Below are 25,654 nucleotides of genomic sequence, written 5' to 3'. Positions count from 1 at the left end.
GCTCCGTCAGGGTCGCCACAGTTCGATGGCGGCGGGTTTGCTCGCGCGGTCGAGCTTCATCTTGACGTCGAGCACGAGGCCGCTCTCCTCGCCGAGGAGGCTCTGAACCAAAGGCCAGCCTCCGGCCAGGAACTGATCGTGCGACACGGCCAGCACGACCGCGTCGGCTGGACGCAGCGCGTCAACTGCCGTGAGGCCGATGCCATACTCCTCGTGCACCGCCGCCGTATCGGCCAGGGGATCGGCGACCTGCACCTCGACGCCGAACGACTGCAGTTCGCTGATGATGTCGATCACCCGCGAATTGCGGATGTCCGGCACATTCTCCTTGAAGGTCATGCCGAGGATCGTGACGAGGCCGCTGCGCCCTTTCCGCTTCAGCAGCCCGCGAATGCATTCGCGCGCAATGCGCCGGCCCATCTCGTCATTGATGCGGCGGCCCGCCAGGATGACCTCAGGATGGTAGCCCGCCTTCTCGGCGCGATAGGTGAGGTAATAGGGATCGACGCCGATGCAGTGACCGCCGACGAGGCCGGGCGTGAAGGGCAGGAAGTTCCACTTGGTGGCGGCGGCTGCGAGCACGTCGCCGGTATCGATCTCAAGCGCCTGGAAGATCAGCGACAGCTCGTTCATGAAGGCGATATTGAGATCGCGCTGGGTGTTCTCGATCACCTTCGCCGCCTCGGCGACCTTGATCGAGGGCGCACGATGAATGCCGGCCGTGACGACCGAGCCATAGACGGCCGCCACGATCTCGAGCGTCTGCGGGTTCTGTGCCGAGACGACCTTGGTGATGGTCTCGAAGCGATGCGTCTTGTCACCGGGATTGATGCGCTCCGGCGAATAGCCGACGTTGAAATCGGCCCCCGCCTTCAGGCCCGAGCAGCTCTCCAGCAACGGGACGCAGTCTTCCTCGACGGCGCCCGGGTAGACGGTCGACTCATAGACGACGATGTCGCCGGGCTTCAGAACGGCGCCAACGGCGCGCGTCGCGGCCAGCATGGCGCCCAGATCGGGCCGACGTGCGCTGTCGATCGGGGTCGGAACCGTGACGATGAAGAAATCGGCAGTCTCGATATCGGCCGGCTCGCTGGTGAAGCGCAGGCCCGGCCGCCGCAGATCGCCCGCATCGACCTCGCAGGTCCGATCCCTGGCGTCCTTCAGCTCTGCGACGCGGGCCGCATCGATATCGAACCCGATCGCCGGGCAGCCTGTCCGCGCGAACGCAGCCGCGACCGGCAGGCCGACATAGCCAAGGCCTATCACCGCAATCTTCCGGCCATGAGACATAAATTGATATTCCGGTCGTTTCGGAGGCCATTGACGCCACCCCTGCGACTGTTTAGCCACCGGGGCATCAGGACCGCAAGGGGCGGCTACGGCTCCCCTTACCCGGGGTCCGGCCCTGCCAGGACGGGCGTTGCGCGTATCGCACTCGGCTTGGACCGTTTCAACCAAGAGCGAAGCCAGCCTGGCATGCGTGCGTTTTTGATTCTTCTCCTCCGGATCGTGGTGTCGCTGGCTCTGCTGTATCTCGCTCTGCGCGGGATCAACTTTGCGGCGATCCGCGAGCGGCTCAGTCAGATCAACATCGGCTGGATCGGGCTGGCGGTGGCCATCACGCTGGTGCAGATCTTCATCGGCGCCCTGCGGTGGCGCGAGATCTCCGCGCTGTGCGGCGCGCCGCTGACGGACATGCAGGCGTTCCGCTACAACATGATCGGCGCCTTCTTCAATCAGACCCTGCCGTCCTCGATCGGCGGCGACGCCGTGCGGCTGTGGCTGATCGGGCGCACCGGCGCCGGCTGGCGCGCAGCCAGCTACTCGATCCTGACCGACCGCGCCGTCGGCTTCATCGCGCTAGCGCTGATCATCGTCGCGAGCCTGCCGTGGAGCTATGGCATGATCGCCGACCAGCACGGGCGCCTGGCCCTGGTGCTGGTCGACGCCGCCGCACTGGCGGCCGGCGTCGGCTTCCTCACCATCGGCCATCTGCCGGCGGCGTGGATGAAGGCGTGGTGGCCGACGCGCCACGTCTATGCCTGCTCGGTGATCGCGAACAGGGTAATCTTCGGCCGGACCACGGCCGCGAAGATCGCCGTGCTGTCGCTTTCGATCCACGTGCTGGCCGTCGTCATCGCCTGGTGCGCCGTGCGCTCCATCGCGGCGCCAGCCGCATTCGAACAGCTATTCCTGCTGACCCCGCCAATCATGCTGATCACGATGCTGCCGATCTCGATCGCTGGCTGGGGCGTCCGCGAGGCGACGATGATGGTCGCATTCGGCTATGCCGGGCTTGCGCCGGCCGACGGCACCGTGGTCTCGATCCTGTTCGGCGCGGTCTACTTCATCGTCGGCGGCATGGGCGGCCTCGTGTGGATTCTCAGCGCAGAAAAGGGCGCAGGCCGCCTCGCCGTTCCCGCGACGGTCGAAGACTGACCTGGATCATGATGCGATTCCACGGAATCGCATCATGATCTCATCTCTTTGTTTGAGCATGATCTTTTCGGAAAACCGGTTTCCACTTTTCCGGATCATGCTCTAGGCGGCGCGCGCCCATTCGTCGTGCCAGGCCTGCGCCATCAGCACGTTCCAAAGCCAGTAGGAATGATTGTGGCGGCGGCTGAGATGCTCGTCGAACATGCGCGTCACTCGCACCGGATCGAACAGACCCTGCCGCCTCAGCCGCTCCGGCGACAGCAGGTCCGAGGCCCATGATTTCAACGGCCCACGCAGCCACGCGTCGAGGGGAATGCTGAAGCCCGTCTTCGGCCGATCGATCATCTCAGCCGGCACGTGGCGATACAGCACCTGTCGTACCAACCATTTGCCGCGACCGTCCCGCACCTTCATGCCGGAAGGAACCTTGGCTGAAAACTCGACGACGTCCTTGTCGAGGAACGGCACGCGCGTCTCCAACGCCACCGCCATCGCCGCGCGATCCACCTTCTGCAGGATGTCGTCGCTGAGATAGCTGAGGGAGTCTGCCAGGGTCATGCGGTCGAGCGGGTCGAGCTGTGCCGCAAGCTGCCGCATCTCGTTCCCTGCCCAACTTTCCTGCTCCATGCCGCCCACCACCGTCCCGGCCGGATCCTGATCGATCGAGCACAGCGCCCGGTAGAGACCATCAAAGCCGTCGGCGGCAATGACGCGGCCGAGCTTGGCCGCCTGATCGCCGGCATGCCGAACCTTCAATCGGGCCGGCAACACCGGCTGCAGCGCCCTGAGAACCGTATCGGCCGGCTCTGGGGCGATCGCACCGAGAACGGCACCAATCGCACGCCGCAGCGGCATCGGCACGCGACCAAGGCGCGCCTGCAGCGCGCCGCCCCAGACATGCCTGTTGTAGCCGCCGAACAGCTCGTCGCCCGCGTCACCTGACAATGCGACAGTCACATGCCGGCGCGCGAGCTGCGCGACCAGATGCGTCGGGATCTGCGAGGAGTCGGCGAACGGCTCGTCATAGATCCGCGGCAGCTTGGGCACCACGTCCATCGCGGTCCGCGCATCGACATAGAGCTCGGTGTGATCGGTGCCGAGATGCTGCGCGACGTTGCGCGCGTCCTCGGCCTCGTTGTAGCCGCCTTCGGCGAAGCCGATGCTGAAGGTGCGCACAGGCTGGCCCGCCTGCGCCTGCATCAGGGCGACAATCGTCGACGAATCGACGCCGCCGGACAGGAACGCGCCGAGCGGCACGTCCGACAAGCACTGTCGCTTCACGGCCACCGACAGCAGCTGCTCCAGCCGTTCGACCGCCTCGCCCTCGTCGGCAATGCGATCGTCCTGAGCGGCGGCGACACGATCGCGCAGCGACCAATAGGGTTGCGGCAGCGGCCAGCCGCCGGGAGCCGCATCCGCGGAGAAGCTCACGAACGACGCCGAGGGCAGCTTGCGTATGCCGGTCCAGATCGTGGCGGGCGCCGGCACGTAGGAATAGCGCATGAACGCCGTGAGCGCCGCTCGGTCGAGCGACGGCGCCCAGGAGGGATGCGCCGCCAGCGCCTTGAGCTCGGAGCCGAACACCAGATCAGCGTTGCTCCAGCCGTAGAACAGCGGCTTTTCGCCGAAGCGGTCGCGTGCCAGGATCAATTGCCGAGTCTCGGCGTCCCACAGCCCGAAGACGAACATGCCGATCAGGCGCTGAAGCGTCGGTCGAACGCCCCATCGGCTGATCGCGGCGAGCAGCGTTTCGGTATCGGAATGACCGCGCCAATTCGGCGCGTCGCCACCGGCCTCCAGCTCGGCACGGACATCGAGATGGTTGTAGATCTCGCCGTTGAAGGTGACGGTGTAGCGCCCGCAGGCACCGTGCATCGGCTGCGCCCCGGCCTCGGAGAGATCGAGGATCGCCAGACGGCGATGTCCGAAGGCGAGGCCCCTCGCAGCGCTGATCCAACTGCCGGACGCATCTGGCCCCCGATGCGCCAGCGCCGTCGTCATGCGATCAATGATTCCGGTCAGTTGGGCCTCGTCGGCTCCGCCGGGGCGAAGCAGGCCGGCTATGCCGCACATGGTGCCATCTCCGCCACCCCGTCCCCCATCTGCATGGCTCAGTGGCCCTCGACGGCGTCGCGCAGCAACTCCGTCTCATGATTGGCCAGGAAACCGAGGCTCGGACGGCTGGTGCCGTAGTAATAGGGCAGCCCCAGCGCACGCCTCCAGCGCGACAACAGTCCTGCGCCATCGTGATCGCCTTCGAATTCAGCCAACCGACCGTCGGCGATGGCCAGGACCTCATCGGCCGTGTGGCGGATGTCGTCCGCCGAGTTGGTCTCCGGATGCGCACCGCTCCGGCCCAGCACGGCCGCATCGAACACGCGCCAGCGCCAGGGCGACGTCGTCAGTTGATGCTGCGTCAGCACGGTGCCGTCTGCTAGCCTGACGGGCTTGAGGGCAAAACGGACGTTGCTGTTCCACAGCTGGGCGTCGGTCGTGATCGCATTCACGATCGCACAAGGAATTCCGAAACTGACAGCGACATTCGTCAACCCGGACGTCGTCCCAATGAATGCGTGGGCATGGCGAATCAGGTGGATGTCCATCAGCTCCGATCTGAATTCGCTCAGCGCGTAATCGATCGTGCGAGCCATCGGCAGAAGCCTCGGCGAGTTCGGACCACCGAGCTTGATGACCCATCCGCCATGGGTGGTGATCAGACGAATGGCGTCCAAAGACGTCTCGATCGGCGCATTGCGATGGGTCTGCCCTGTGCCCATGAACTCGAAATAGTGCGCAGCGTCCCGCGTGTGCAGGCACACATACCAGTCGTCGGGCTTCATGCCGTGGCTGGAACGGAACGCGTCGAAGCCAGCCGCTGCGGCGGCCGCACTCCGATCGTAGGCGTCACGCAGCGGATGCCCTCTTCCCTCGCGCTCCCATTGTTCGATGGCGATCGCACCGGCGTCCTGCCAAGGTACGACCCGCCCGTCCGGCAGCCTGAACGCGTTGAAATTCAACCCGTACCAGCGCTGCAAGGACAGCAGTTCTTCACCCAGTCGCTCCGATACGGTTTCACCGATCACCACGACCTTGCCGAAACTTTCAAACAGCTTGAAGAAGACCGCATTGGCGATGCTGTCGGGGCGGACGACGATCACGGCTTCGCCTGACCACCAGCCCAGCTCTCGCATGCGAAACAGGATGTCGAGCATGCCCAGATGGCCGATCTGCGTCGCCCATTCCTCAGGAACGAGCCGCAGCGCATCCAGGGTCACGCCGAGCCGGTCGAGCAGCCGCCTCAACTCATCAGAAAGCGGTGGCGGCGATGCCCGGAGTTCCTGCTGCACGTTCAAAGCCCGCTCGTACAAGCGAATTGCAATCTCGCCGCGACCGACATGCATCACGCGCTGGCCCGTGAAGTTGCACAGGTCGAACAGCCGGCCGCGAGCCCCGCAGAGGAAATCGAGGCTGTTCGGGAAGTAACGCGGTGAATTCCGAGCCGCGATGTTCTGGTGGGGACGGAAAAAATGCAGGCTGCTCCGACACGCCCAGAACATCGCATCGAGCGCCGCCGCTTCATCCCCTTCGATGAGGTCGACCATGGCCTTGTAGAAGGCGAGATCGACCATCGCCTCGAGCTGTTCGGGCTTCGCTCCTGCCGCGGCGTCGCGCGCCTCCGAAAACTCGCCCAGCTCGAACAAGGATCGAACCAGCGCGTATCTGGTCTCCGCGTCATCGGACGCCAAGGCATCGCGGCCGACCATGCCGGCGGCCTCGCGATAGGCACCGATGCTGCTCAGGGCTCGAAGCGAGGCAGCGGGGAAATGGCGGCTGAGAGCCGTCGAAAAACGAAACTCCGGCCGAGTTGCAAGATATGACGTCACATAGGGAAAATACGCCTGAGCCAGGCGCCGCCTGAGCGGAAGTCTCGCGGCGAAGGCGATCACCAGACCAAGGAACACCACGCGTCGCGGCAGCAGATTGAGGGTCGCCCCGACTATGACAAAGACCTGGTAGACAAACCGTCGGCGCCCGCCGCGCATCGGCCTTCGCTTTTGCAGTTTCATACGACCAAGTTCCACACAACCTTGAAATCCCCGATTCCGCGCGTTCGGATCAAGGCAGAGCTTGGACGACCGGCCGTTCAAGTCGCCTGCGCTGCGCGCCCGGGATCACTTCTCGGGATGAGGACAGCACGCTCGCCGGGTCGAATGCGAGATTCCCCCAAGGAGACATCGCCCCGCAAATGCCAACCAGGGATTGAACCGTTTGGATTGCACCTATAACAGAGGTGTCGGGAATTTTCCAAGCCGAACATGGGGATGAACGCGAGCAAACCTAAGAGAGAGGAGAATTCAGAAATTCCGGCATCCAACCGCACCTGGTCACATCGCCCCTGATGGCAGGGAGACGTCGACGTCTCGGACGAACCGGCATGGCGCCGGCGTCGCCTTTTGCTGAAATCCCGCACAATCATTTGCCGTCGGGAAATGCCCGTTTGAAGGCCGCCGTCTTGACGATCTCGCGAGCAAGATGGCTCGTAAAGACCTGAGCGCCCTGCCGATCCAAATGGCCGCCGCCGTCAATCGTCGTCAGGCCATCGAATGGCGGCGCGATCAGCTCGATGTTCAATTCTTTCGCCAGTTCCGCGGCCTGCTGGACGCAAGACTGGCTATGCGGGACCAATGTGAGCACGACCTGTCCGCCCACCTCATTGAGAAATCTCTTCGCATAGTCGACAATCGCGGGGGTCGTATGGCAGTCAGGATTGCGGGCCGACAGCATCGGCTTGTTGCCCAAGGCGACGTAGCCCGGATTGGCATCCAGCGCCATGTCACCATCAGTGATGTTGCGATAGAGGCCGGTGGGCGAGAAATAGCCATTCTGATACGCCGCAACCAAGTCCTCGATACGCCAGTGCAAATTGCGGCCGATCACCGTCAGGTACCCCCGCATTCGATTGCGCTGGACGGCGGCAATGGGCTGTTTCTGCGGACCAAGAGTGACGTTGAGATCGTTGCTGAAAAAGTGCACGAACTGATCGTCGGCATTGATGATCCACAGACGCGGACGGATTTTCCAACGTTGGATCACGAGCCGCGAGAACTCACCGCCGCGAATGCCCACGAAGGCCATGTTGTAGATCCCCAATCGACCGAGCACCGGCGATTGCGCGAGCGTCTGCCGGTCCACGGCATAGCTGACGAAGGACGGACCAAGAAAGACAATGTCAGCCCGCTTGGCGGCTTCGACCGATCCTCCGAGGTTGCTGTAGAAGATATCCTGGTCCTGGATCTGCGGAATGCTGCGGCCTCCGAAATCACGATACCAGTTGGTGTCGCCTTGGCGCGGAATCTGCAGCACTCCATCGCGCAACGTCCACACGTCGGACGAGAACAGCGACAAACCGAGCGAAAACGCGAACGCGGCCGCCAGGCCCACAATTCCGACTGCGATGAGATAGCGCCCGAATCCACCCGGTTCAGCTGACTTTTCCGGTGCAGACCGGCCGACTGTCGACATGACGCAATTCCCGCTCGATAGGTTGTCTCGGTGGGTGTCGTGGCAGCTGCTTTCGGCTTCGACAACGAGAGTCTAGACACGACGTCAGCCGGTGGAACAGAGGGTTTCCCGCTCCTCCCCAGTTTGCTTTGCGCGCGAGAGCGCAGACCTATCGGGATGTCATCTGCATGGCCCATAGAGGGTTTCCTCGCCGCTGCGATCATCGGCGAGAGTGATTGCGCGAAACCCCATCATGGCGTCGTCGGATTGGCGTCGTTGGTCAGATTTTCGAGCTGCCATAGCAGAAGAATCATTGATCGAAAAGGGCCCGCCCTTTTCGAGAGGCCGGCCGCACGTCGCTGCCGTCAGGAGGCGGCATCCCCCGAAATTCGCAGCGGGAGAGGTGCACCCAACTTGGCAGCGCCCTCAATCATTGATAAAGCAACGCAATATGCAGCAACATCAAGAAACTTGTTATGCTTTTCACGCAGTTTGAGTTTCTGTTCCTGTTCCTGCCGGTGACCCTGGTCGGCTATTTTCTGCTGGCTCGCTTTTTCGCCGCCCCCGTCGTGCGCCTCAGCTGGCTCACCGCGGCGTCGCTCACCTTCTACAGCTATTGGGACATTCACTTCGTCCCGATCATCCTGGTCTCCATCGTCTTCAATTATACGATGGGTCTGCTGATTGCCGGACAGACCGGAAAGCTCCGCACTGGCCTGTTTTCAGCTGCCATCACGCTCAACCTGGCTGCGCTCGCGTTCTACAAATACACGAATTTCGGCATCCAGATCCTCAATGCGATCACCGCGTCGAAACACCCCTCGCTCGCGATCGTTCTCCCGCTCGGCATTTCGTTTTTTACCTTCACCCAGATCGCCTACCTCGCCGACGTCTACGGGGGGTATTCCGATGAGCGAAGCTTCGTAAAATACGGCCTGTTCGTCACGTATTTCCCGCATCTGGTCGCCGGCCCGATCCTCCATCACCGCGAGATGATGCCGCAATTCGGCTCGGAGGAGAGCCGAAGGATTTCGCTCGAAAAAGTCGCGGTCGGCCTCACGATTCTGACCATTGGGCTATTCAAGAAGTCGTTCATCGCGGATGGGTTCGGCCTGATCGCGAATCCCGTGTTCCAGGCCGCCAATTCGAGCCACCTTCACCTGATCGACGCCTGGGGCGGCGCGCTCGCCTACTCGCTGCAGATCTACTTCGATTTCTCAGGCTACTCGGACATGGCGATCGGCATCTCGATCATGTTCGGGATCCGGCTGCCCTTCAACTTCGATTCCCCCTACAAGTCGCTGAGCATCGTCGAATTCTGGCGCCGTTGGCATATCTCGCTGTCGCGCTTCCTGCGCGACTATCTCTACATCCCGCTTGGCGGCAACCGCTACGGCGAGCACCGGAGAAACGCCAACCTCTTCGCCACCATGCTGCTCGGCGGTCTCTGGCACGGCGCCGGCTTCACCTTCATCATCTGGGGCGCCCTGCACGGGCTGTTTCTGATCGTCAATCATCGCTGGAGCAAATTCGTCGCGCAGCGACCGGCCCTCACCCGCCTGTCGGCGACCGCCTGGTATGCGGTGGCGGCGCTATTGTTGACACAGTTCGTCGTGGTTCTGGCATGGGTTTTCTTCCGGGCCGACAATCCGAACGCCGCGGTCAGGCTGATCAAGGGGATGCTCGCCCTGTCCAACCCGGAGAAGATCACGGCAACGAACCTCGTCGATCCGCGCGTCATGATCGCGATCCTGGCAGGCTATGTCGCCTGTTTCACCCTGCCCAACGTGAACACGATGTTCGAGCGTTGGAAAGTCGGGCTGGAAACCTACCACAACCCTCGTCCCTGGAGCATTCTGAACCTGAAGTGGCGACCGTCCTTGCCGTGGGCAATCGGAACTTCCATCGCGCTCGTGGCGGCAGTTCTGATGAACATCATTGCCGGAGACACCTCGCAGTTCCTCTATTTCCAATTCTGAACGAGCCGGGCGTGGCAAGCGACGGGCCTCGAGCCCTCGCCACCGACATTCTGGCTTAGTGAACGCAGAAGGGCCGTCGATCGCGCCGATCCTGCTGAGGAATCCGAATATGTTCTCGTCGAAGCTGTCCAGTCAGGCGGCGTGGCGCTGGCGCATCATCCGCTTGCGGCGACCACGCCAAGCTATTAGCCTGATTCTGGCGCAATCAACTCCCAGCACGACGCGGATTGCGAGCCAAACTCGCTAACTCCCGAAGCACAATCATCAAGGCGGGCTCGAACTTTGGCGCGGTATCTTGCGATCGTAGTGGCGCTGTTTGCTGTCGTTTTCCTGCCGCTGCTGGCTGTTTTCGAATGGGTCGGCTGGCGATTGGGCGCGACCGTTCCGCTCTCCATGATTGCAGCCCAGCAGTCGCGCACAGAACGGCTGGTCTGGCTCGGCACCTTCAAGGACTATGCACCCTACAAGCTCGAACGAATCAAACAGGTCCGTCCTGAGGTTCTGCTGGTAGGAAGTTCGCGGTGCGGTCAGGCGCGCGAGCAGATGTTCCGCCCCTATGTGACCTACAATGCGTGCCTGACGGCTTGGCCTCTCACGCACGTTGTGGACTTCGTCGATCGCGCAACCACGGTGGCGAAGCCGCGCGTAGTCGTCGTAGCGCTGGACTACTTCCTGTTTGGCGACTTCCTCGCTGACGTCTGGCGGAAAGAGCGCACGATGGACTTCGCCCAGGGCATCGATTCGCATCGGCGGAAGCTGCACGACGTCGCAGACTTCGTCACGCGGGCCCACGGAGACCTCGATGCAATCCGTTCGGCCATGATGACGCCGCAGCTCGAGCCTGTTGACAACAACAGGCTGATAGGAACAGAGGCGATCCGTGGCAAGTTCGGGTTCCGCAAGGATGGTTCCGTCATGGTCGCGCCACCCTACCGGAATGCAGCAGCCGAAACCTTGGCGCGCGGCGCTCAATACGTCACCTCCTCGTTTCCGGGCGCGCCCCATCTCAGCGAACGCGAATTTGGCGAGATCGAGCGGCTGTCTCGGCTGTCCCGCGAGCGCGGGTTCTCGGTGATTGCAATCCAGTATCCGCTCCTGGAGAGCGCTGCCGCCTTTCTCGACACCGATGAGGCCTATTGGCCCTATTCCGGACTCTGGCGCGAGATCAGGAGTCCACAGACCGTCGAAAGATTTGCGCAGCTAGGCATTCAGTTCTTCGACATGAGCCGCACCGAGATATCGCGCGATGCCGGCAACTTCTTCGATCCCGCGCATCCTTCGGAACGGGGCATGCTCAAGACCTACCTCGCACTGCTGGACCGCCCCGAGTTCAGCAAGCTGTTTCCGCTGATCGACCGCAGCGCGTTGACGGCCGATCTTGAAAAAGGACAAGGTGAACAGTTCGACCTCTATCACTGAGACGTCCTGCGAGAGACTGGCGTCCCCGAGGCTTTTCCGCGTGGCCCGCCGACCAGCGCAACGCAGTCCGTCTCTCGCCGGAGCATTCTTGGATCCATCCTTCGCCTGATTCGTCTGCACAGCGCCGAGCATTGCCGTGAAGGACGATGAGCTCTCCGGAAGCCGCATTCCGACGCGACCACACAACCGCAAGCTAACAGGACTGTTTGTGCTGCTGCGCACACCTGATAAAGAGACCATTGGAAATGATCGGCCGCCGGCCCCTCCATCGCTCCGATCTCGGGGTCGCGCTTGTTTTTTTCGCAACGAAATCAATGTCGGGCATGAAAGATGCAGATCGGAACGGGATTCGCGGTGCAGATGTGCCGGGCGACAGCGACGCTTTGCATCGGAGTTCTTCGGCCGGCGAATGACACGCTGGCCGGATGTCCTACCTCAGCCCGATCGAGCCGGAGGTGAATTCCTTGGATCAGGTGATCGATATGAGTGAGATGGATCTGGCCTGCCAGACTGTTCGCGCCTCTTGTGACTCCGGGGAGACGATTGCGTTCGTGTCCGGCAACTTCAACGTCGTGCACCCCGGACATCTACGGCTCTTGAAGTTCGCCGCCGAGCAGGCCGACGTGCTGGTCGTGGGCGTCAATCCCGATTCGACGCCCGGCGTGACCCTGGCGCAGGACATGCGCCTCGAAAATGTGCGTTCCATCGCCTTTGTGCACCATGCCGTGCGCTTGGATACGTCGGCGTCCGACTTCATCGCGCATCTGAAGCCGACCGTCGTCGTCAAGGGCAAGGAGTTCGAGGATCGCGCCAATCCCGAGCAGGAGGCCGTGGACGTCTATGGCGGGCGGCTGATCTTCTCGTCCGGTGAGTTGCGCTTTGCGTCGCTGTCGCTGCTGGAACGCGACGCCAACATCGACATCTCCACGGTTCGCAAACCGCAGGAATTTCCCAAGCGCCACGGCTTCGAGATCACGAATCTGAAGGATCTGCTCCGCAAGCTCTCCGGCATGCGGGTCGCCGTCATCGGCGACCTGATCGTCGACGAATATGTCACCTGCGATGCGGTCGGCATGTCCCAGGAGGATCCGACCATCGTGGTGACGCCGCTGATGACCCGCACCTTCGTCGGCGGTGCCGGCGCGGTTGCGGCGCATGCCCATGGCCTCGGCGCGGACGTGAAGTTCTTCACGCTCGTCGGCGACGACGAGGCGGCGCGATTCGCGCGCAACACGCTGGAACAGCATGGCGTCAACTTCAACGCCTTCACCGACCAGAGCCGGCCGACCACGCGCAAACAGCGTTTTCGCGCGCTCAACAAGACGTTGCTGCGGGTCAACCATCTGCGCCAGCACGCCTCGGACGCCGACCTGCAGCGGCAAATGCTGACATCGGTCGAGCGTGCCTTGAAGACCTGCGATCTGCTGCTGTTCTCCTGCTTCAACTATGGCTGCCTGCCGCAGGATCTGGTCGACGCGATCGCGGATCGCGCCCGCGCACAGGGCGTGATGATGGCGGCCGACAGCCAGGTGTCCTCGCAGACCGGCGACGTCTCCCGCTTCAAGGGCATGACCCTGCTGACGCCGACCGAGCGCGAGGCGCGCGTCGCGCTGAACGACTTCATCTCGGGCCTCGCCGTGATCAGCGAGCGGCTGGTCGAGCGGGCCCGCACCAAGAATCTGGTGATCACGCTCGGCGCCGAAGGCGCGCTGATCAACACCTTGGCGGATGGCACCTTCACCTCGGACCGGCTGCCGGCGTTCAATCCGTCGCCGAAGGACGTGTCCGGCGCCGGCGACAGCTTCTTCATGGCCTGCTCGATGGGCCTGCGCGCGGGCGCCGATATCTGGCGGGCCTCCTATCTCGGATCGCTGGCGGCCGCCCTCCAGGTCTCCCGCGTCGGCAACCTGCCCTTGACGACGGCGGAGCTGGTGCGGGAAATCGACGAGACTGGGTTCAGCCAGGAGTAGGATGTCGTCATGCGTGCCCTCCTGCTCGCGGCGGGGATCGGAAGCCGGCTGCGCCCGCTGACCAATACGACGCCGAAATGCCTGGTGCGTGTGCACGACCGGCCATTGCTGGACTACTGGCTCGATCTCGTGTTCGAAGGCGGCATCGAGCGCGCGCTGCTCAACACACACTGGCTCGCCGAACAGGTGCGCGTGCACGTGGCGCAATCGCGCTGGCGGGACCGCATCGATCTCGTTCACGAAGATGAACTGCTCGGGACGGGCGGCACCATGCTTGCCAACCGCGCCTGGTTCGGCGACCAGCCCTTCCTCGTGGCTCACGCCGACAATCTGACGGATTTCGACGTCGCGGGGCTGCTCTCCGCCCATCGCAACCGCCCTGATGGCTGCATCATGACGATGCTCGCGTTCCGCACCGATGATCCGAGCTCGTGCGGGATTCTCGAGCTGGACGATCAGCACAGGGTGATCGCCTTCCACGAGAAGGTCAAGAATCCGCCTGGGAACCTCGCCAATGGCGCGGTCTACGTGTTCGATCCTGCCGTCATCACCGACATCGCCGCGTTGGGAAAGCCGATCGTCGATCTCTCCACCGAAATCATCCCCAACTATCTCGGACGCATTTTGTGCGTGGAAACCAGCGGTTATCATCGGGATATCGGTAACCCGGAAAGCTTGCGCCGGGCCCATTTGGAGTTTAATCACGAACCGCGCCGTGGCGGGGACGTCTGACGGGCGGCTTGCGCCGCCGGGCTGGTCGCCTTCCCTAGCCAATTTGTATAAAGGTGCGCGCGACGCGCCAGCCGGCGACACGACAGGCGAGCCACGGGGATTGCTCAGATGAAGATATTCGTGACCGGAGCGTGCGGCTACAAGGGCAGCGTGCTCGTGCCGAAGCTCTTGAAGGCCGGCCACAAGGTGGTCGCGTTCGACATCATGTGGTTCGGCAATTTCCTCGAGCCGCATCCGGATCTCACCGTCGTCCAGGGCGACGTCCGCAATCCCGACGCCATCGACCTGACCGGGGTCGACGCCATCATCCATCTCTCCAGCGTCGCCAACGACCCGTGCGGCGATCTCGACCCCAAGCTGACCTGGGAGATCTCCTGCCTCGCCACGATGCAGCTCGCCGATCGCGCTTATCGCCACGGCATCAAGCGCTTCATCTACGCGTCCTCCGGCAGCGTCTACGGCGTGAAGGAAGAGGAGCAGGTCACCGAGGATCTCGAGCTGCTGCCGATCTCCGAGTACAACAAGACCAAGATGTGCGGCGAGCGCATCGTGCTGTCCTACAAGGATGACATGGTGGTGCAGATCGTCCGTCCCGCGACCGTGTGCGGCTACTCTCCGCGCCAGCGGCTCGACGTCTCCGTCAACATGCTGACGATGCAGGCGCTGATGAACGGCCGCATCACCGTGTTCGGCGGCGACCAGACCCGGCCGAACATCCACATCGACGACATCACCGACCTTTATCTCTTCCTACTCGATCATCCTGAGCACACCGGGATCTATAATGCGGGCTTCGAGAACATCTCGATCCTCGACATCGCCAATCTGGTCACCAAGCACGTGCCGGCTGAGGTCATCGTGACGCCCTCGAACGACCCGCGCAGCTATCGCGTCAACTCCGATCGCCTGCTCGCGACAGGCTTCCGCCCGAAGAAGACGGTGGAGGACGCGATCAAGGAAATCATCGGCATGTACTCGCAGGGCCAGCTCAAGAACGACGATCGCTGGTACAATCTGAAATGGATGGAGAAGGAGGTCGTGAAATGAACGTCCTGGCCTTCAAGACCCCCGGCAGCCTGTTCGCCGACTACACCAGCCGCTTCAGCACCGTGCTGAAGGATTTCGACTGGAGCCCGGTCGAGAAGCTCGCCTATGATCTGCGCGACTGCTGGCAGACCGGCCGGCAGGTGTTCTTCTGCGGCAATGGCGGCAGCGGCGGCAACGCCAACCACCTCGCCAACGATTTCCTCTACGCGCTCTCGAAGACGCCAGGCTCGGGTCTGCGCGTGCACTCGCTGTCGTCGAACCCATCCGTGATCACCTGCCTCGCCAATGACGAAGGCTATGACCAGGTGTTCTCGCTGCAGCTCGCGGTGCTCGCGCGCAAGGGCGACGTGCTGATCACCTTCTCCGGCTCCGGCAACTCGCCGAACATCCTGAAGGCGCTGGAAGAAGGCAAGAAGATCGGCATGACCAGCTATGCCGTGCTGGGCTTTTCCGGCGGCAAGGCCAAGGCGCTCGCCGACGTGCCAATCCATTTCGCGGTCGACGACATGCAGATCGCCGAGGACGCGCAGATGGTGATCGGCCACATGATCATGCAGTGGCTGTACGCCCAGCGCGGCGACATCATCACGACGCGCGAGGTCTGACGGACAGGGACGATGGCTGCGAACGAAAAATACCTGATCCTCGGCTCGAACTCCTTCTCGGGCGCAACCTTCGTCGACTTCCTGGCCGCGGCCGGTCACGACGTGATCGCGACCAGCCGCTCGGACGAGCCGCATGACGCCTTCCTGCCGTACAAATGGCAGAAGCGTCCCGGCAAGGTCCGCTTCCAGCGCGTCGATCTCAATCACGATCTTGATGCGCTCAAGGCGCTGCTGGCCTCGGAGCGGCCGACTCACGTCGTGAACTTCGCGGCCCAGAGCATGGTCGGCGAGAGCTGGCTGCATCCAGACCACTGGATGATGACCAACGTCGTCTCCGCGGTCCGGCTGCACGACATCCTGCGCAACTATGACGGCCTCGACCGCTACGTCCACGTCACGACGCCCGAGGTCTACGGCTCGACCGAGGGCTGGGTGCGCGAGGACGCAGCCTTCAACCCGTCGACGCCCTACGCCGTGTCGCGCGCGGCCGGCGACATGAGCCTGCGCACCTATTTCGCCAACTACCAGTTCCCCGTGGTCTTCACACGTGCGGCCAATGTCTACGGCCCGGGCCAGCAGCTCTATCGCATCGTGCCGCGCACCATCGTGGCGGCGATGACCGGGCAGAAGCTGCGGCTCGACGGCGGCGGCAAGTCGATCCGCGTCTTCATCCACATGACCGACGTGTCGGATGCGACGGTGAAGATCGGTCGCAGTGGCAAGCTCGGCGAGACCTATCACATCTCGGGCTACGAGCTGGTCTCGATCCGCACCCTGGTCGAGATGATCCTGGCCCGCCTCGGCAAGTCGTTCGAGGATTGCGTCGAGATCGGCCCGGAGCGGCCGGGCAAGGACACCGCCTACACGCTCGACAGTTTCAAGCTGCGCACCGAGCTCGGCTGGCGCGACACCTTCTCGCTGGAACAGGGCATCGACGACGTCATCGCCTGGGCGCGACGTTTCGAGGATGTCATGGCCAAGCTGCCGACCAAGTACGAACATAAACCCTGATCGACCCCTGCGCTTCCCGGAGAAGCGCGACTGGAGAGCACGATGAACGTTGCAGTCCGGAGCCCGGCGGCCAAGCCTGACGCCGCCGCCCTGAAGGCGCAGGCCGCAAGGCTGCGCGGCAAGATCATCGAGATGTCGCACAAGGCGCAGGCCGCGCATCTGGCCTCGTCGCTGTCCTGCGCCGATGCGATGACCGCAGCCTATTGGCATGTGCTGAACATCGACCCGAAGAATCCCACCGACCCGCTGCGCGACCGCTTCATCCTCTCCAAGGGTCATGCCGCCGCGGCGCTGTTCGCGACGCTGGCGATGAAGGGCTACTTCCCGATCGAGGAGCTCGACACCTACTGCCAGGACGGCGGCCGGCTCGCCGAGCATCCGCCGGCGAACCTTTTGCCCGGCGTCGAGGCGGCCACCGGCTCGCTCGGCCACGGCCTGCCGCTCGGCTGCGGCATGGCGCTCGCAGGGCGCATCAAGGGCGAGAACTACCGCGTGTTCGCCCTGCTCTCCGACGGCGAGAACAACGAGGGCTCGGTGTGGGAGGCGGCGATGTTCGCCGCCGCCCAGAAGCTCGAGAATGTCTGCGTCGTCGTCGACTACAACAAGTGGCAGGCGACCGCGCGCTCCAACGAAACCCTGATGCTGGCACCGCTGCGCGACAAATGGGCCGCCTTCGGCTGGGACGCCCACGAGATCGACGGCCATGACATCGGCGCGCTGGCGGAAGCCATGCAGAACATCCCGAACGGCTCGGGCAAGCCGGTGGCGCTGATCGCCCACACCGTGAAGGGCAAGGGCGTGTCGTTCATGGAGGACGACAACAACTGGCACTATCGCGCCCCGACCGCTGAGGAAGTCGTCAAGTCGTTCAAGGAGCTCGGCCTGTCATGAGAAACGCGTTCGCTGACGAACTGACCAAGCTCGGCAACGAGGACAGCCGCGTCGTCATGCTCTCGGGCGACATCGGCAACCGCCTGTTCGACAAGTTCAAGGACAAGCACCCCAGCCGCTTCTTCAACTGCGGCGTCGCCGAGGCCAACATGATGGGCGTCGCCGCCGGCATGGCCATGAACGGCCTCCGCCCGGTCGCCTACACGATCACGCCGTTCGTGACGACGCGCTGCCTGGAGCAGATCCGCACCGACGTCTGCTATCACGAGGTCCCCGTGACCATCGTCGCGGTCGGCGCCGGCCTCGCCTATTCCGGCCTCGGCCCGACCCACCACGCCTGCGAGGACATCTCGTTCCTGCGCTCGATCCCGAACATGGTCGTGATCTGCCCGGGCGATGCCTTCGAGGTGCGGGGCGCCTTGCGCGCGGCCATGCAGCAGGACCGCCCGGTCTACATCCGCATGGGCAAGAAGGGTGAGCCGGTCGTTCACAAGGGCCCCATCACGGACTTCAAGATCGGCAAGGCGATCACGATCGAGGAAGGCTCCGACGTCTGCCTGCTCTCGACCGGCAACATGCTGCCGGAAGTCATTGAAGCCGCACATAGATTGAAGGAGAAGGGCATCTCCGCCGAGGTCGTCAGCTTCCACACCGTGAAGCCGCTGGATGAGGACAAGCTCAAGCAGGCCTTCAGCCGCTTCAAGCTGGTCGCGACCATCGAGGAGCATTCGCTGATCGGCGGCTTCGGCTCCGCCGTCTCCGAATGGCTCGCCGACACCGAGACGAAGCACCAGAAGTTCCTGCGCTTCGGCACGCCGGACGCCTTCTTCAAGAAATCAGGCGAACAGGAATACGCCCGCGAGGTGCTGGGACTGACCGGCCACCAGATCGCGGACAAGATCATCCACGCGTTGAGCTGAGACATCACATGAAGACCCAAGCTGCCCTCCTGGTCCAGACCGGCCAGCCGCTCGTCCTGGCCGAGATCGAGACGCCGGCCCTGAAGTCGGGGCAGGTCCTGGTCGAGATCGCCTATTCCGGCGCCTGCGGCACGCAGGTGATGGAGTGGCGCGGCGACAAGGGCGAGGACAAATGGGTGCCGCACTGCCTGGGCCATGAGGGCACCGGCACGGTGATCGAGGCCGGCAGCGCCGTCACCAAGGTCAAGGTCGGCGACAAGGTCGTGCTGTCCTGGATCAAGGGCACGGGCATCGAGGCCGGCGGCGCCGTCTATGACTGGGACGGCAAGAAGGTCAACGCCGGCGGCGTCACCACCTTCCAGCGCCATGCGGTCGTCAGCGAGAACCGCCTGACCCTGCTGCCGCCCGACCTGCCGATGGATGTCGCGGTGCTGCTCGGCTGCGCGGCGCCGACCGGCATGGGCGCGGTCTACAACGTGCTCAAGGTCCAGCCGGGCGACGCCGTCGCCGTGTTCGGCACCGGCGGCATCGGCCTCAACGCGCTGATGGCAGCGGCATTGGCCGGCGCGATGCCGGTGATCGGCATCGATCCCAACCCGACCCGCCGCGCGCTCGCCCAGATCTACGGCGCGACTCACATCATCGATGCCAGCGGCGACGTGCTGGCCGAGATCAAGAAGATCGTGCCGCAGGGCGTTGATCTCGCGGTCGAATCCTCCGGCATTCCTGCCGTGATGGAGCAGGCGATCAATTCGACGCGCCAGCAGGGCGGCCGCGCGGTCGTGATCGGCAATGCCAAGCATGGCGCGGCGCTCACGCTGAATCCCGGCGTCTTCAACCAGGGCAAGAGCCTGCTCGGCACCTGGGGCGGCGACAGCGTGCCGGATCGCGACTACGGGCGCTACGGCCGGCTGCTGAGCTCCGGCCGCTTCCCGGTGCGGGATCTGCTGTCGAAGCCCTACAGCCTCGCCCAGGCCGACCAGGCGCTGCAGGATCTCGCCGCCGGCAAGGTCGGCCGTCCGCTGATCGACATGTCGCTGCGTTAAGTCCAGGCCATGCGGATCGGGATCGACTTCGACAACACGATCGCCTGCTATGACGGCGTGTTTCATGCGGCAGCACTCGAGCGCGGCCTGATCCCGGCCGATCTCGGCCGCGACAAGAACAGCGTCCGCGACCATCTCAACGGCAGCGGGCGCAAGGATGATTTCACCGAGCTGCAGGGCTATGTCTATGGCGCCCGCATGGACCTGGTGTCGCCCTACCCCGGCTTCACCGAGTTCGTCGCCGCGGCCCGCGCCGCCGGCCATGACCTGTTCATCGTCAGCCATAAGACCAGGCACCCCATTCTCGGACCGAAGCACGACATGCATGCCGCCGCGCGCGGCTTCCTGACCGATCGCGGCCTGATGGGCACGGCGCCGGGCCAGATTGCTCCGGATCGGGTGTTCTTCGAGCTGACCAAGGACGAGAAGGTCGCGCGCGCCCAGACGCTGGCCTGCGAGGTGTTCGTCGACGACCTGCCGGAGATCCTGGCCATGGCCGGATTTCCGCAAGGCATGCGCAAGGTGCTGTTCGATCCGGAGGACCAGTTCGCGACCAAGGCCACGGGCTATGAGCGCCGCACCTCCTGGGCTGAGATCGCGGCGGATATCGTCCGTGACCGCGGCTGAGGCCAGCGCGGGCGCCGATGCCGCGCTGCTGGCGCTGGCGCAGCGCCTCACCGCGCAGGCCGGCAAGGCGAGCCCCAGGGCGCTGACGCGGCTGGCCGGCGGCCGCAACAACCAGGTCTTTCGCGTCGACACCGCCGACGGCCCGCTGGTCCTCAAGCGCTACTTCACCGATGCCCGCGACACCCGCGACCGGCTCGGCGCTGAATGGAGCTTCATCAGCCATGCCTGGTCGCGCGGCGTTCGCGTCGTGCCGGAACCGCTGGCCTGCGACCGCGCCGAGCAGGCTGGCCTCTACAGCTTCGTCGAAGGACGCAAGCTGACGGCTGCCGAGCTGGCACCTGTTCATGTCGAGGCCGCGATCGATTTCGTGCTCGCGGTGAACGCCCCGCCCCGCCCTGCGCTGGCGCCGGGATCGGAGGCCTGCTTCTCGCTGGCCGAGCACATCGCGACCGTCGAGCGCCGCGTCGCGCGGCTGGCGACGCTCGATGCCGACGTACCGCATGTGGCCGAGGCCCGGCAATTCGTGGCGGCGCGGCTGCAGCCGGCCTGGGCCGACGTGAAGGCGACCATTCTGAGCGGCGCCGCGGCCGAAGGGCTCGGCCTGGAGGCCGCCATCCCCGCCGATCAGGTCTGCCTATCGCCGTCCGACTTCGGCTTCCACAACGCGCTGATCGACGACCAGGGCAAGCTGACCTTCCTCGATTTCGAATATGCCGGCCGCGACGATCCGGCCAAGCTGGCGTCGGACTTCTTCTGCCAGCCGGAGGTGCCGGTGCCGCTGGCCGTGCATGAGCATTTCACCGAGCGGCTGACCGAGGGACTCGGGCTCGATGCGGCCAGCGTCGCGCGCTGCCGGTTGCTGCTCGACGCCTACCAGGTCAAGTGGACCTGCATCATCCTGAACGACTTCCTGCCGCTCGGCGCCATCAGGCGCGCCTTCGCCGACACCGGCGCCTGGGCGCAGCGCTGCGCCGCGCAGCTCGCCAAGGCCGAGGCGCAGCTCGGCCTGATCGGCGCCACATCCGACTAACCGACAATCCCACGCCCGGAGATCTTCATGGCCTATCGCGAGTTCGTCAGTCTCGTCCACAAATCGACCAAGCGCGACTATCTCGCGCGTGTCACCCAGCGCGACAAGGCCGATGTCGCGGAGATGGCGATCAAGTACGATTACGACTATTGGGACGGCAGCCGCGAGACCGGCTATGGTGGCTACAAATATGACGGCCGCTGGCGCAAGGTCGCCGACGCGATGATCGAGACGTACGGCATCAAGCCGGGCATGCGCGTGCTCGACGTCGGCTCCGGCAAGGGCTTCATTCTGCACGATTTCCGCGAGGCCATCCCGGATCTCGAGGTCGCCGGCATCGACGTCTCGTCCTACGGCGTCGAGCACACGATGGAGAGCGTGAAGCCGTTCTGCCAGGTCGGCAGCGCGGCCAAGCTGCCCTACCCCGACAAGCACTTCGATCTGGTCATCTCGATCAACACGCTGCACAACCTCTACAACTACGATCTCGATGCCGCCCTGCGCGAGATGGAGCGCGTCAGCCGCGGCGCCAAATATCTCTGCGTCGAGGGCTACCGCAACGAGCGCGAGAAGGTGAACCTGATGTACTGGCAGCTCACCTGCCGCATCTTCCACACCCCCGAGGAATGGGCGTTCGAGTTCAAGCGCTCCGGCTACACCGGCGACCACGAATTCATCTTCTTCGAATGAGGGTGAGCTGAGAGCGTCGACAGGCGCTCTCGCGACGCATTGGCGTCCGAGCTATGAGTTGACCATCGCCCTCTCGATTGAGAGGGCGCGAGGAAGGCCGGGAGCCTGCCGCCCCCATGGCCCGCCTGCAGAAAGAAATGCAGGCGGCAGGTACCACAGGTTCGGCTGGGACATCCCGGCCTTCCCCGCGCGATCGGTTTTAACGGTGTCCTTCGTGCTCTCCCTGGGGATCGGCGTTCTTGCCCCCATTTTGCGACAACGCGCCTTTGGCGCGTTGCGCAGACCTCAGCGTCGAGAGGCCAGGACCACACGACTTCGCCGTCCGTAACGCTTGCGCTCGTCGGGCGCAGCCGTCACGTCCATCGCAGCCCACCTCCACGTATCGTGACGACGCGTACGTCCCTCTGCACGAGGCGGGATGGCGAGAGAAAACCACGTTTTCTGGAAAAACGAAAGAAGAATATTTTTCGTCACCTGACTGGACAAGGGTGATGCACCTGAAGATGCGAGCCAATTCGTCGTCGACGCGCACGTCGGAACCGGCTCGAACGCCGGCGACCCGGATTGCGGCTTTGTCGGCCTCCCCGGCTGAAGACCCACGCAAAACGAGTGCGGATCCCGCATGCCGCTTTTGCGATCTTTGCAAAATGTATCTATAGATTGGCAGCGAAACATCGCGAGCGGCAGGGAACGGGGCTGTCATGACGAAGTCGTTGAAGGTGGCGATCGCCGAAGGCCTGCCCCCCCAGACCCTGTTCAAGCTGCGCTCGATCAAGCGCGCGCTGATGGGGCAGCCGCCTCCGGAACGGCCGCAGGCCGCTTTGGAGCCAAAGCCCGAACCCGAGCCTCAACCGGTCCCCGCGCCGGCCGCCGGAGCGGGGTCGGAGCCGCGGACGCGGCAGACCGAAGCCCTGGAACGGCTCGACGCCCACAAGATCAGCGCGCCGTACCTGTTCTTCGATATCGACGACGTCCTGATCCTGCCCGCCAAGGAGATCGCGCGCACACTGACCTTGAGCGTGATGTATATCAACAGCGCCGATGTCAAAGGCGATATCGCCGAATTCGGCACCATGGGCGGCTTCACCGCGCGCACCCTGGCGAACGCGATGGTGTTCGACCCGCGCTATCAGCCGAACCAGCCGCTGCGCAAGCTGCGCCTGTTCGACAGCTTCGAGGGCCTGCCGGAAATCACGGCGCAGGTCGACCTCGAGTCGCAGCACGTGAAATCGGGCACCTGGTCGAAGGGCGGCTGCAGGATTCTCAGCGCCGCGGATCTGCGGACCATGGTCGAGGCCATCATTCCGCCCAGCCGGGTCGAGATCTATGAAGGCTGGTTCGCCGACACGGTGAAGCTGCTCCCGGACGACACGCGCTTTGCGCTGATCCATTTCGACGGCGACCTCTACTCATCCACCATGGATGCTCTGGTGCCGTGCTTCGAACGCGGCTTCATCTCGAAGGGCGCCGTGCTCTGCTTCGACGACTGGAACTGCAACGAGGCCGACCCCGAGGCCGGCGAGCGCAAGGCCTGGGCCGACCTCGTCAGCCGCTTCAACATCGTCGCCAGCCATTCCGGCGACTACTCGATCCAGGGCACCAAGTTCATCATTCATTCCTATCTCGGAATGAAGCCGAGGGCTTGAGCAGCATGCGCTTCGCTTTCGTTGCGTCGCGGCCCCATGCGGTCAGAGGGTGAGTGCATGAGTTGTCCCTACACCACGCTGCCCGCGAGCAGCTTCTGGCGTCAGGCCGTTGCCGAGCGCAGCCCATCCGATCTCGATCCTCATCTGACCGCGCGGCTCCGCTTCGGTCCTGATCAGCGCGTCGCCTCGGCCGGCAGTTGCTTCGCGCAGCACATCTCGCGCGCCCTGAAGGAGCGCGGCTACAATTACTATGTCACCGAGCCCGCGCCGCCGCATCTGACGCCCGAGCAGGAGGAGCGCTTCGGCTATGGCGTGTTCTCCGCGCGCTACGGCAACGTCTACAGCACCCTGCAACTGCTGCAACTGCTGCAGCGGGCGTTCGGAGCTTTCCGGCCAGCCGATCAGTTCTGGACCGACAGCGACGGCTGGGTGTTCGATCTGCTGCGCTCCCGCATCACGCCGCGCGGCTACATCTCGATGGTCGAGGCCGAGGCCGATCTGAAGCAGCATTTGCAGGCGGTGCGGCGGCTCTTCGAAACCACCGACATCTTCATCTTCACGCTCGGTCTGACCGAGAGCTGGGTGTCCAAGCTCGACGGCACGGTGTATCCGACCTGTCCGGGGTGCGGCAGCGCTGGCGACTTCGACGATGCCAAATACGCGTTCCACAATCTCTCGGTCATGGAGACCACCGGCTATCTTGCCGAGGCGATCAACCTGATGTCGGCAGCCAATCCGCGCCTGCAGATCATCCTGACGGTCTCGCCGGTCCCGCTCGCCGCCACCATGGAGCCGCGCCACGTGCTGCAGGCCACGACCTATTCCAAGAGCGTGCTGCGCGTCGCCGCCGAGGAGATGGTCCGGCGCTACGACAACGTGCATTACTTCGCGTCCTACGAGATCATCACCAATGCGAAGAATGCGGGGGCGTATTTCGCCGACGATGCGCGCTCGGTCACGACCGAGGGCGTCGCGCGCGCGATGAAGCTGTTCTTCGCGCAGTTCACCGGCGAGGACGCTGGCGCAGAGGTGCGATCCGCACGTGATGACGAACGAATGCAACCGGCGGCTCCTCCGGCCGCGCCGCAGATCATCTGCGACGAGGACGAGTTCTACCGCGCACTGGCCGCGAGCCGTAACAACTGAGGACGAGCGGCGGCCGCGGCCGAGCCTGTGATGTGAGGGGGGGACGTATCAGCGTGGACACCGAGCTCGAAGCGGTTCTGCCGGTCTATATCGTCGGCGACAGCCATTCCCTGCCGTATCGGAACATGGTGTTCCGGGAGCGGTGGACCGGCGCCTGGGTGATGGCCCGTACCAAGTACATCCCCGGCGCCACGGCGCGGGAGTTCTACGATCCAGCCACCGGCGAGTTTCATCCTGACTTCATCGCCTTCCTCGAATATGAGGGCCTGGTGCGCAACGGACGCGCGACGCATCTGTCGATGGACGAGGTCGATTTCGCCATTGCCAAGGCGGTCGGCCAGGCCGTGCGGCCGCCGCTGATCATGATCACCGTCGGCGAGATCGACGTTCGCGGTCCGCTCCTGCAACTCCTCAAGGACACCCACGACTTCGTTCCGCCGTTCGCCACCACGTTGCCTCTGCTCGACAAGCCGCTGGTGCCGTGGGATCTCATCGACGAGGCGATCGAGGCACGGCTCGGGCCGTTCGTCGCCGGGCTCGATCAGCTGGTCAAGGCCGGCTTCAAGCGCGTCTACGTGCAGAGCGTCGTTCCCCCGACCCGGCAGGAAGCGCGCATCCGAGAGCTGCAGAACTACGACTGCCCTGTCTCCGTCCGGACCAAGCTGGTTCAGGCGTTCAACTGGAAGCTGGCGCAGAAGGTGCGTTCGGTGAACCTCTTCACGGTCGACCGCTGGCCCGACCTGACCGAGGGCGATCTCTTGCGTCCGGAGTTCGATTTCGACGGGGTGCATCTGCCGCCCAAGGGCGCCCGTCTCCTGCTCGAGTCGCTGATCGATCATGCGATCGACAGCCGCGGCCTCGTCGCCAATCATCCGCGATACGAACTCTATTATCGAATGGCGTGCGGCCTGGATCCGTTCCAGCCCACCAAGCCGAACGCAGCATGAGGACATC

The 25,654-nt window shown here is 64.0% G+C and carries 21 protein-coding genes; 17 read left to right on the top strand and 4 right to left on the bottom strand.

Translation table 11 applies throughout. The annotated features are described in order from the left end of the window. Positions 1-6: 6 nt before the first annotated feature. Entirely contained in the window at positions 7-1,290 is a 1,284-nt protein-coding gene (locus QX051_RS18635) for a nucleotide sugar dehydrogenase (RefSeq protein ID WP_315777130.1), read from the bottom strand. A gap of 186 nt (positions 1,291-1,476) precedes the next feature. Here QX051_RS18635 and QX051_RS18630 point away from each other — a divergent pair, with 186 nt between their 5' ends. After that, a complete protein-coding gene (locus QX051_RS18630) occupies positions 1,477-2,439 on the top strand; it encodes a lysylphosphatidylglycerol synthase transmembrane domain-containing protein (RefSeq protein ID WP_315777129.1) in 963 nt (320 codons plus the stop codon). Between the two features lie 102 nt (positions 2,440-2,541). Here the strand turns inward: QX051_RS18630 and asnB are convergent, their stop codons facing one another. The 3 genes from asnB to QX051_RS18615 all read right to left on the bottom strand — a co-directional run bounded on the left by asnB (position 2,542) and on the right by QX051_RS18615 (position 7,962). Then, a complete protein-coding gene (gene asnB / locus QX051_RS18625; RefSeq protein WP_315777128.1) occupies positions 2,542-4,512 on the bottom strand; it encodes an asparagine synthase (glutamine-hydrolyzing) in 1,971 nt (656 codons plus the stop codon). Between the two features lie 38 nt (positions 4,513-4,550). Beyond that, positions 4,551-6,506 (bottom strand): TIGR04372 family glycosyltransferase, encoded by a 1,956-nt coding sequence (locus QX051_RS18620; protein ID WP_315777127.1) that lies wholly within the window; start codon positions 6,504-6,506, stop codon positions 4,551-4,553. A 406-nt stretch (positions 6,507-6,912) separates the two neighbouring features. Next, a complete protein-coding gene (locus QX051_RS18615) occupies positions 6,913-7,962 on the bottom strand; it encodes a hypothetical protein (RefSeq protein WP_315777126.1) in 1,050 nt (349 codons plus the stop codon). Between the two features lie 455 nt (positions 7,963-8,417). On the opposite strand from QX051_RS18615, the gene QX051_RS18610 reads away from it, so the two are divergent. The 16 genes from QX051_RS18610 to QX051_RS18535 all read left to right on the top strand — a co-directional run bounded on the left by QX051_RS18610 (position 8,418) and on the right by QX051_RS18535 (position 25,647). Continuing rightward, positions 8,418-9,920 (top strand): MBOAT family protein, encoded by a 1,503-nt coding sequence (locus QX051_RS18610; protein ID WP_315738893.1) that lies wholly within the window; start codon positions 8,418-8,420, stop codon positions 9,918-9,920. A 306-nt stretch (positions 9,921-10,226) separates the two neighbouring features. Then, positions 10,227-11,339 carry a hypothetical protein gene (locus QX051_RS18605; RefSeq protein WP_315777125.1) on the top strand — a complete coding sequence of 371 codons (1,113 nt, stop codon included), beginning with the start codon at positions 10,227-10,229 and terminating at the stop codon, positions 11,337-11,339. A 482-nt stretch (positions 11,340-11,821) separates the two neighbouring features. Continuing rightward, a complete protein-coding gene (locus tag QX051_RS18600; protein WP_409997764.1) occupies positions 11,822-13,309 on the top strand; it encodes a PfkB family carbohydrate kinase in 1,488 nt (495 codons plus the stop codon). Positions 13,310-13,318: 9 nt separating this feature from the next. Next, on the top strand, positions 13,319-14,041 hold the full coding sequence (locus QX051_RS18595; protein WP_315777124.1) for a nucleotidyltransferase family protein: 723 nt from the start codon (positions 13,319-13,321) through the stop codon (positions 14,039-14,041). A 108-nt stretch (positions 14,042-14,149) separates the two neighbouring features. Continuing rightward, a complete protein-coding gene (locus QX051_RS18590; RefSeq protein ID WP_315738896.1) occupies positions 14,150-15,088 on the top strand; it encodes an SDR family oxidoreductase in 939 nt (312 codons plus the stop codon). Then, positions 15,085-15,693, top strand: coding sequence for an SIS domain-containing protein (locus QX051_RS18585; RefSeq protein WP_315712798.1), 609 nt, complete (start codon positions 15,085-15,087; stop codon positions 15,691-15,693). The genes QX051_RS18590 and QX051_RS18585 overlap by 4 nt, the downstream gene beginning before the upstream one ends. A gap of 12 nt (positions 15,694-15,705) precedes the next feature. Further along, positions 15,706-16,704, top strand: a complete 999-nt coding sequence (locus QX051_RS18580; protein WP_315777123.1) for an NAD-dependent epimerase/dehydratase family protein — start codon at positions 15,706-15,708, stop codon at positions 16,702-16,704. A gap of 42 nt (positions 16,705-16,746) precedes the next feature. After that, a complete protein-coding gene (locus tag QX051_RS18575) occupies positions 16,747-17,595 on the top strand; it encodes a transketolase (RefSeq protein ID WP_315777122.1) in 849 nt (282 codons plus the stop codon). Next, on the top strand, positions 17,592-18,515 hold the full coding sequence (locus tag QX051_RS18570) for a transketolase family protein (RefSeq protein WP_315738900.1): 924 nt from the start codon (positions 17,592-17,594) through the stop codon (positions 18,513-18,515). Before QX051_RS18575 ends, QX051_RS18570 begins: the two co-directional genes overlap by 4 nt. An 8-nt stretch (positions 18,516-18,523) precedes the next feature. Then, positions 18,524-19,561, top strand: a complete 1,038-nt coding sequence (locus QX051_RS18565) for a zinc-binding dehydrogenase (RefSeq protein ID WP_315777121.1) — start codon at positions 18,524-18,526, stop codon at positions 19,559-19,561. 9 nt (positions 19,562-19,570) lie between these two features. Next, positions 19,571-20,188: a hypothetical protein gene (locus tag QX051_RS18560; RefSeq protein ID WP_315777120.1), complete on the top strand. Its 618-nt coding sequence runs from the start codon at positions 19,571-19,573 to the stop codon at positions 20,186-20,188. Further along, positions 20,175-21,218 carry an aminoglycoside phosphotransferase family protein gene (locus QX051_RS18555; protein ID WP_315777119.1) on the top strand — a complete coding sequence of 348 codons (1,044 nt, stop codon included), beginning with the start codon at positions 20,175-20,177 and terminating at the stop codon, positions 21,216-21,218. The genes QX051_RS18560 and QX051_RS18555 overlap by 14 nt, the downstream gene beginning before the upstream one ends. Before the next feature lie 27 nt (positions 21,219-21,245). After that, positions 21,246-21,908 carry a class I SAM-dependent methyltransferase gene (locus QX051_RS18550; RefSeq protein ID WP_315738905.1) on the top strand — a complete coding sequence of 221 codons (663 nt, stop codon included), beginning with the start codon at positions 21,246-21,248 and terminating at the stop codon, positions 21,906-21,908. A 701-nt stretch (positions 21,909-22,609) separates the two neighbouring features. Next, positions 22,610-23,554 carry a TylF/MycF/NovP-related O-methyltransferase gene (locus QX051_RS18545; protein ID WP_315738906.1) on the top strand — a complete coding sequence of 315 codons (945 nt, stop codon included), beginning with the start codon at positions 22,610-22,612 and terminating at the stop codon, positions 23,552-23,554. 57 nt (positions 23,555-23,611) lie between these two features. Continuing rightward, on the top strand, positions 23,612-24,700 hold the full coding sequence (locus tag QX051_RS18540; RefSeq protein ID WP_315777118.1) for a GSCFA domain-containing protein: 1,089 nt from the start codon (positions 23,612-23,614) through the stop codon (positions 24,698-24,700). Positions 24,701-24,753: 53 nt separating this feature from the next. After that, positions 24,754-25,647 (top strand): hypothetical protein, encoded by an 894-nt coding sequence (locus tag QX051_RS18535; RefSeq protein ID WP_315738908.1) that lies wholly within the window; start codon positions 24,754-24,756, stop codon positions 25,645-25,647. The last annotated feature ends 7 nt before the right edge of the window (positions 25,648-25,654 follow it).

Source organism: Bradyrhizobium sp. SZCCHNR1053 (assembly GCF_032381235.1).
Classification (GTDB): domain Bacteria; phylum Pseudomonadota; class Alphaproteobacteria; order Rhizobiales; family Xanthobacteraceae; genus Bradyrhizobium.
The sequence above is the reverse complement of the archived record's forward strand: the minus strand, read 5'-3'. Positions and strand labels throughout refer to the sequence as shown.

Coding starts and splice junctions, on each gene's coding strand:
- QX051_RS18545 (WP_315738906.1), top strand. CDS start 22,610: ATGACGAAGTCGTTGAAGGTGGCGATCGCCGAAGGCCTGCCCCCCCAG.
- QX051_RS18615 (WP_315777126.1), bottom strand. CDS start 7,962: ATGTCGACAGTCGGCCGGTCTGCACCGGAAAAGTCAGCTGAACCGGGT.
- QX051_RS18600 (WP_409997764.1), top strand. CDS start 11,822: ATGAGTGAGATGGATCTGGCCTGCCAGACTGTTCGCGCCTCTTGTGAC.
- QX051_RS18630 (WP_315777129.1), top strand. CDS start 1,477: ATGCGTGCGTTTTTGATTCTTCTCCTCCGGATCGTGGTGTCGCTGGCT.
- asnB (WP_315777128.1), bottom strand. CDS start 4,512: ATGTGCGGCATAGCCGGCCTGCTTCGCCCCGGCGGAGCCGACGAGGCC.
- QX051_RS18590 (WP_315738896.1), top strand. CDS start 14,150: ATGAAGATATTCGTGACCGGAGCGTGCGGCTACAAGGGCAGCGTGCTC.
- QX051_RS18565 (WP_315777121.1), top strand. CDS start 18,524: ATGAAGACCCAAGCTGCCCTCCTGGTCCAGACCGGCCAGCCGCTCGTC.
- QX051_RS18540 (WP_315777118.1), top strand. CDS start 23,612: ATGAGTTGTCCCTACACCACGCTGCCCGCGAGCAGCTTCTGGCGTCAG.
- QX051_RS18595 (WP_315777124.1), top strand. CDS start 13,319: ATGCGTGCCCTCCTGCTCGCGGCGGGGATCGGAAGCCGGCTGCGCCCG.
- QX051_RS18635 (WP_315777130.1), bottom strand. CDS start 1,290: ATGTCTCATGGCCGGAAGATTGCGGTGATAGGCCTTGGCTATGTCGGC.
- QX051_RS18610 (WP_315738893.1), top strand. CDS start 8,418: ATGCTTTTCACGCAGTTTGAGTTTCTGTTCCTGTTCCTGCCGGTGACC.
- QX051_RS18620 (WP_315777127.1), bottom strand. CDS start 6,506: ATGAAACTGCAAAAGCGAAGGCCGATGCGCGGCGGGCGCCGACGGTTT.
- QX051_RS18585 (WP_315712798.1), top strand. CDS start 15,085: ATGAACGTCCTGGCCTTCAAGACCCCCGGCAGCCTGTTCGCCGACTAC.
- QX051_RS18575 (WP_315777122.1), top strand. CDS start 16,747: ATGAACGTTGCAGTCCGGAGCCCGGCGGCCAAGCCTGACGCCGCCGCC.
- QX051_RS18570 (WP_315738900.1), top strand. CDS start 17,592: ATGAGAAACGCGTTCGCTGACGAACTGACCAAGCTCGGCAACGAGGAC.
- QX051_RS18580 (WP_315777123.1), top strand. CDS start 15,706: ATGGCTGCGAACGAAAAATACCTGATCCTCGGCTCGAACTCCTTCTCG.
- QX051_RS18560 (WP_315777120.1), top strand. CDS start 19,571: ATGCGGATCGGGATCGACTTCGACAACACGATCGCCTGCTATGACGGC.
- QX051_RS18550 (WP_315738905.1), top strand. CDS start 21,246: ATGGCCTATCGCGAGTTCGTCAGTCTCGTCCACAAATCGACCAAGCGC.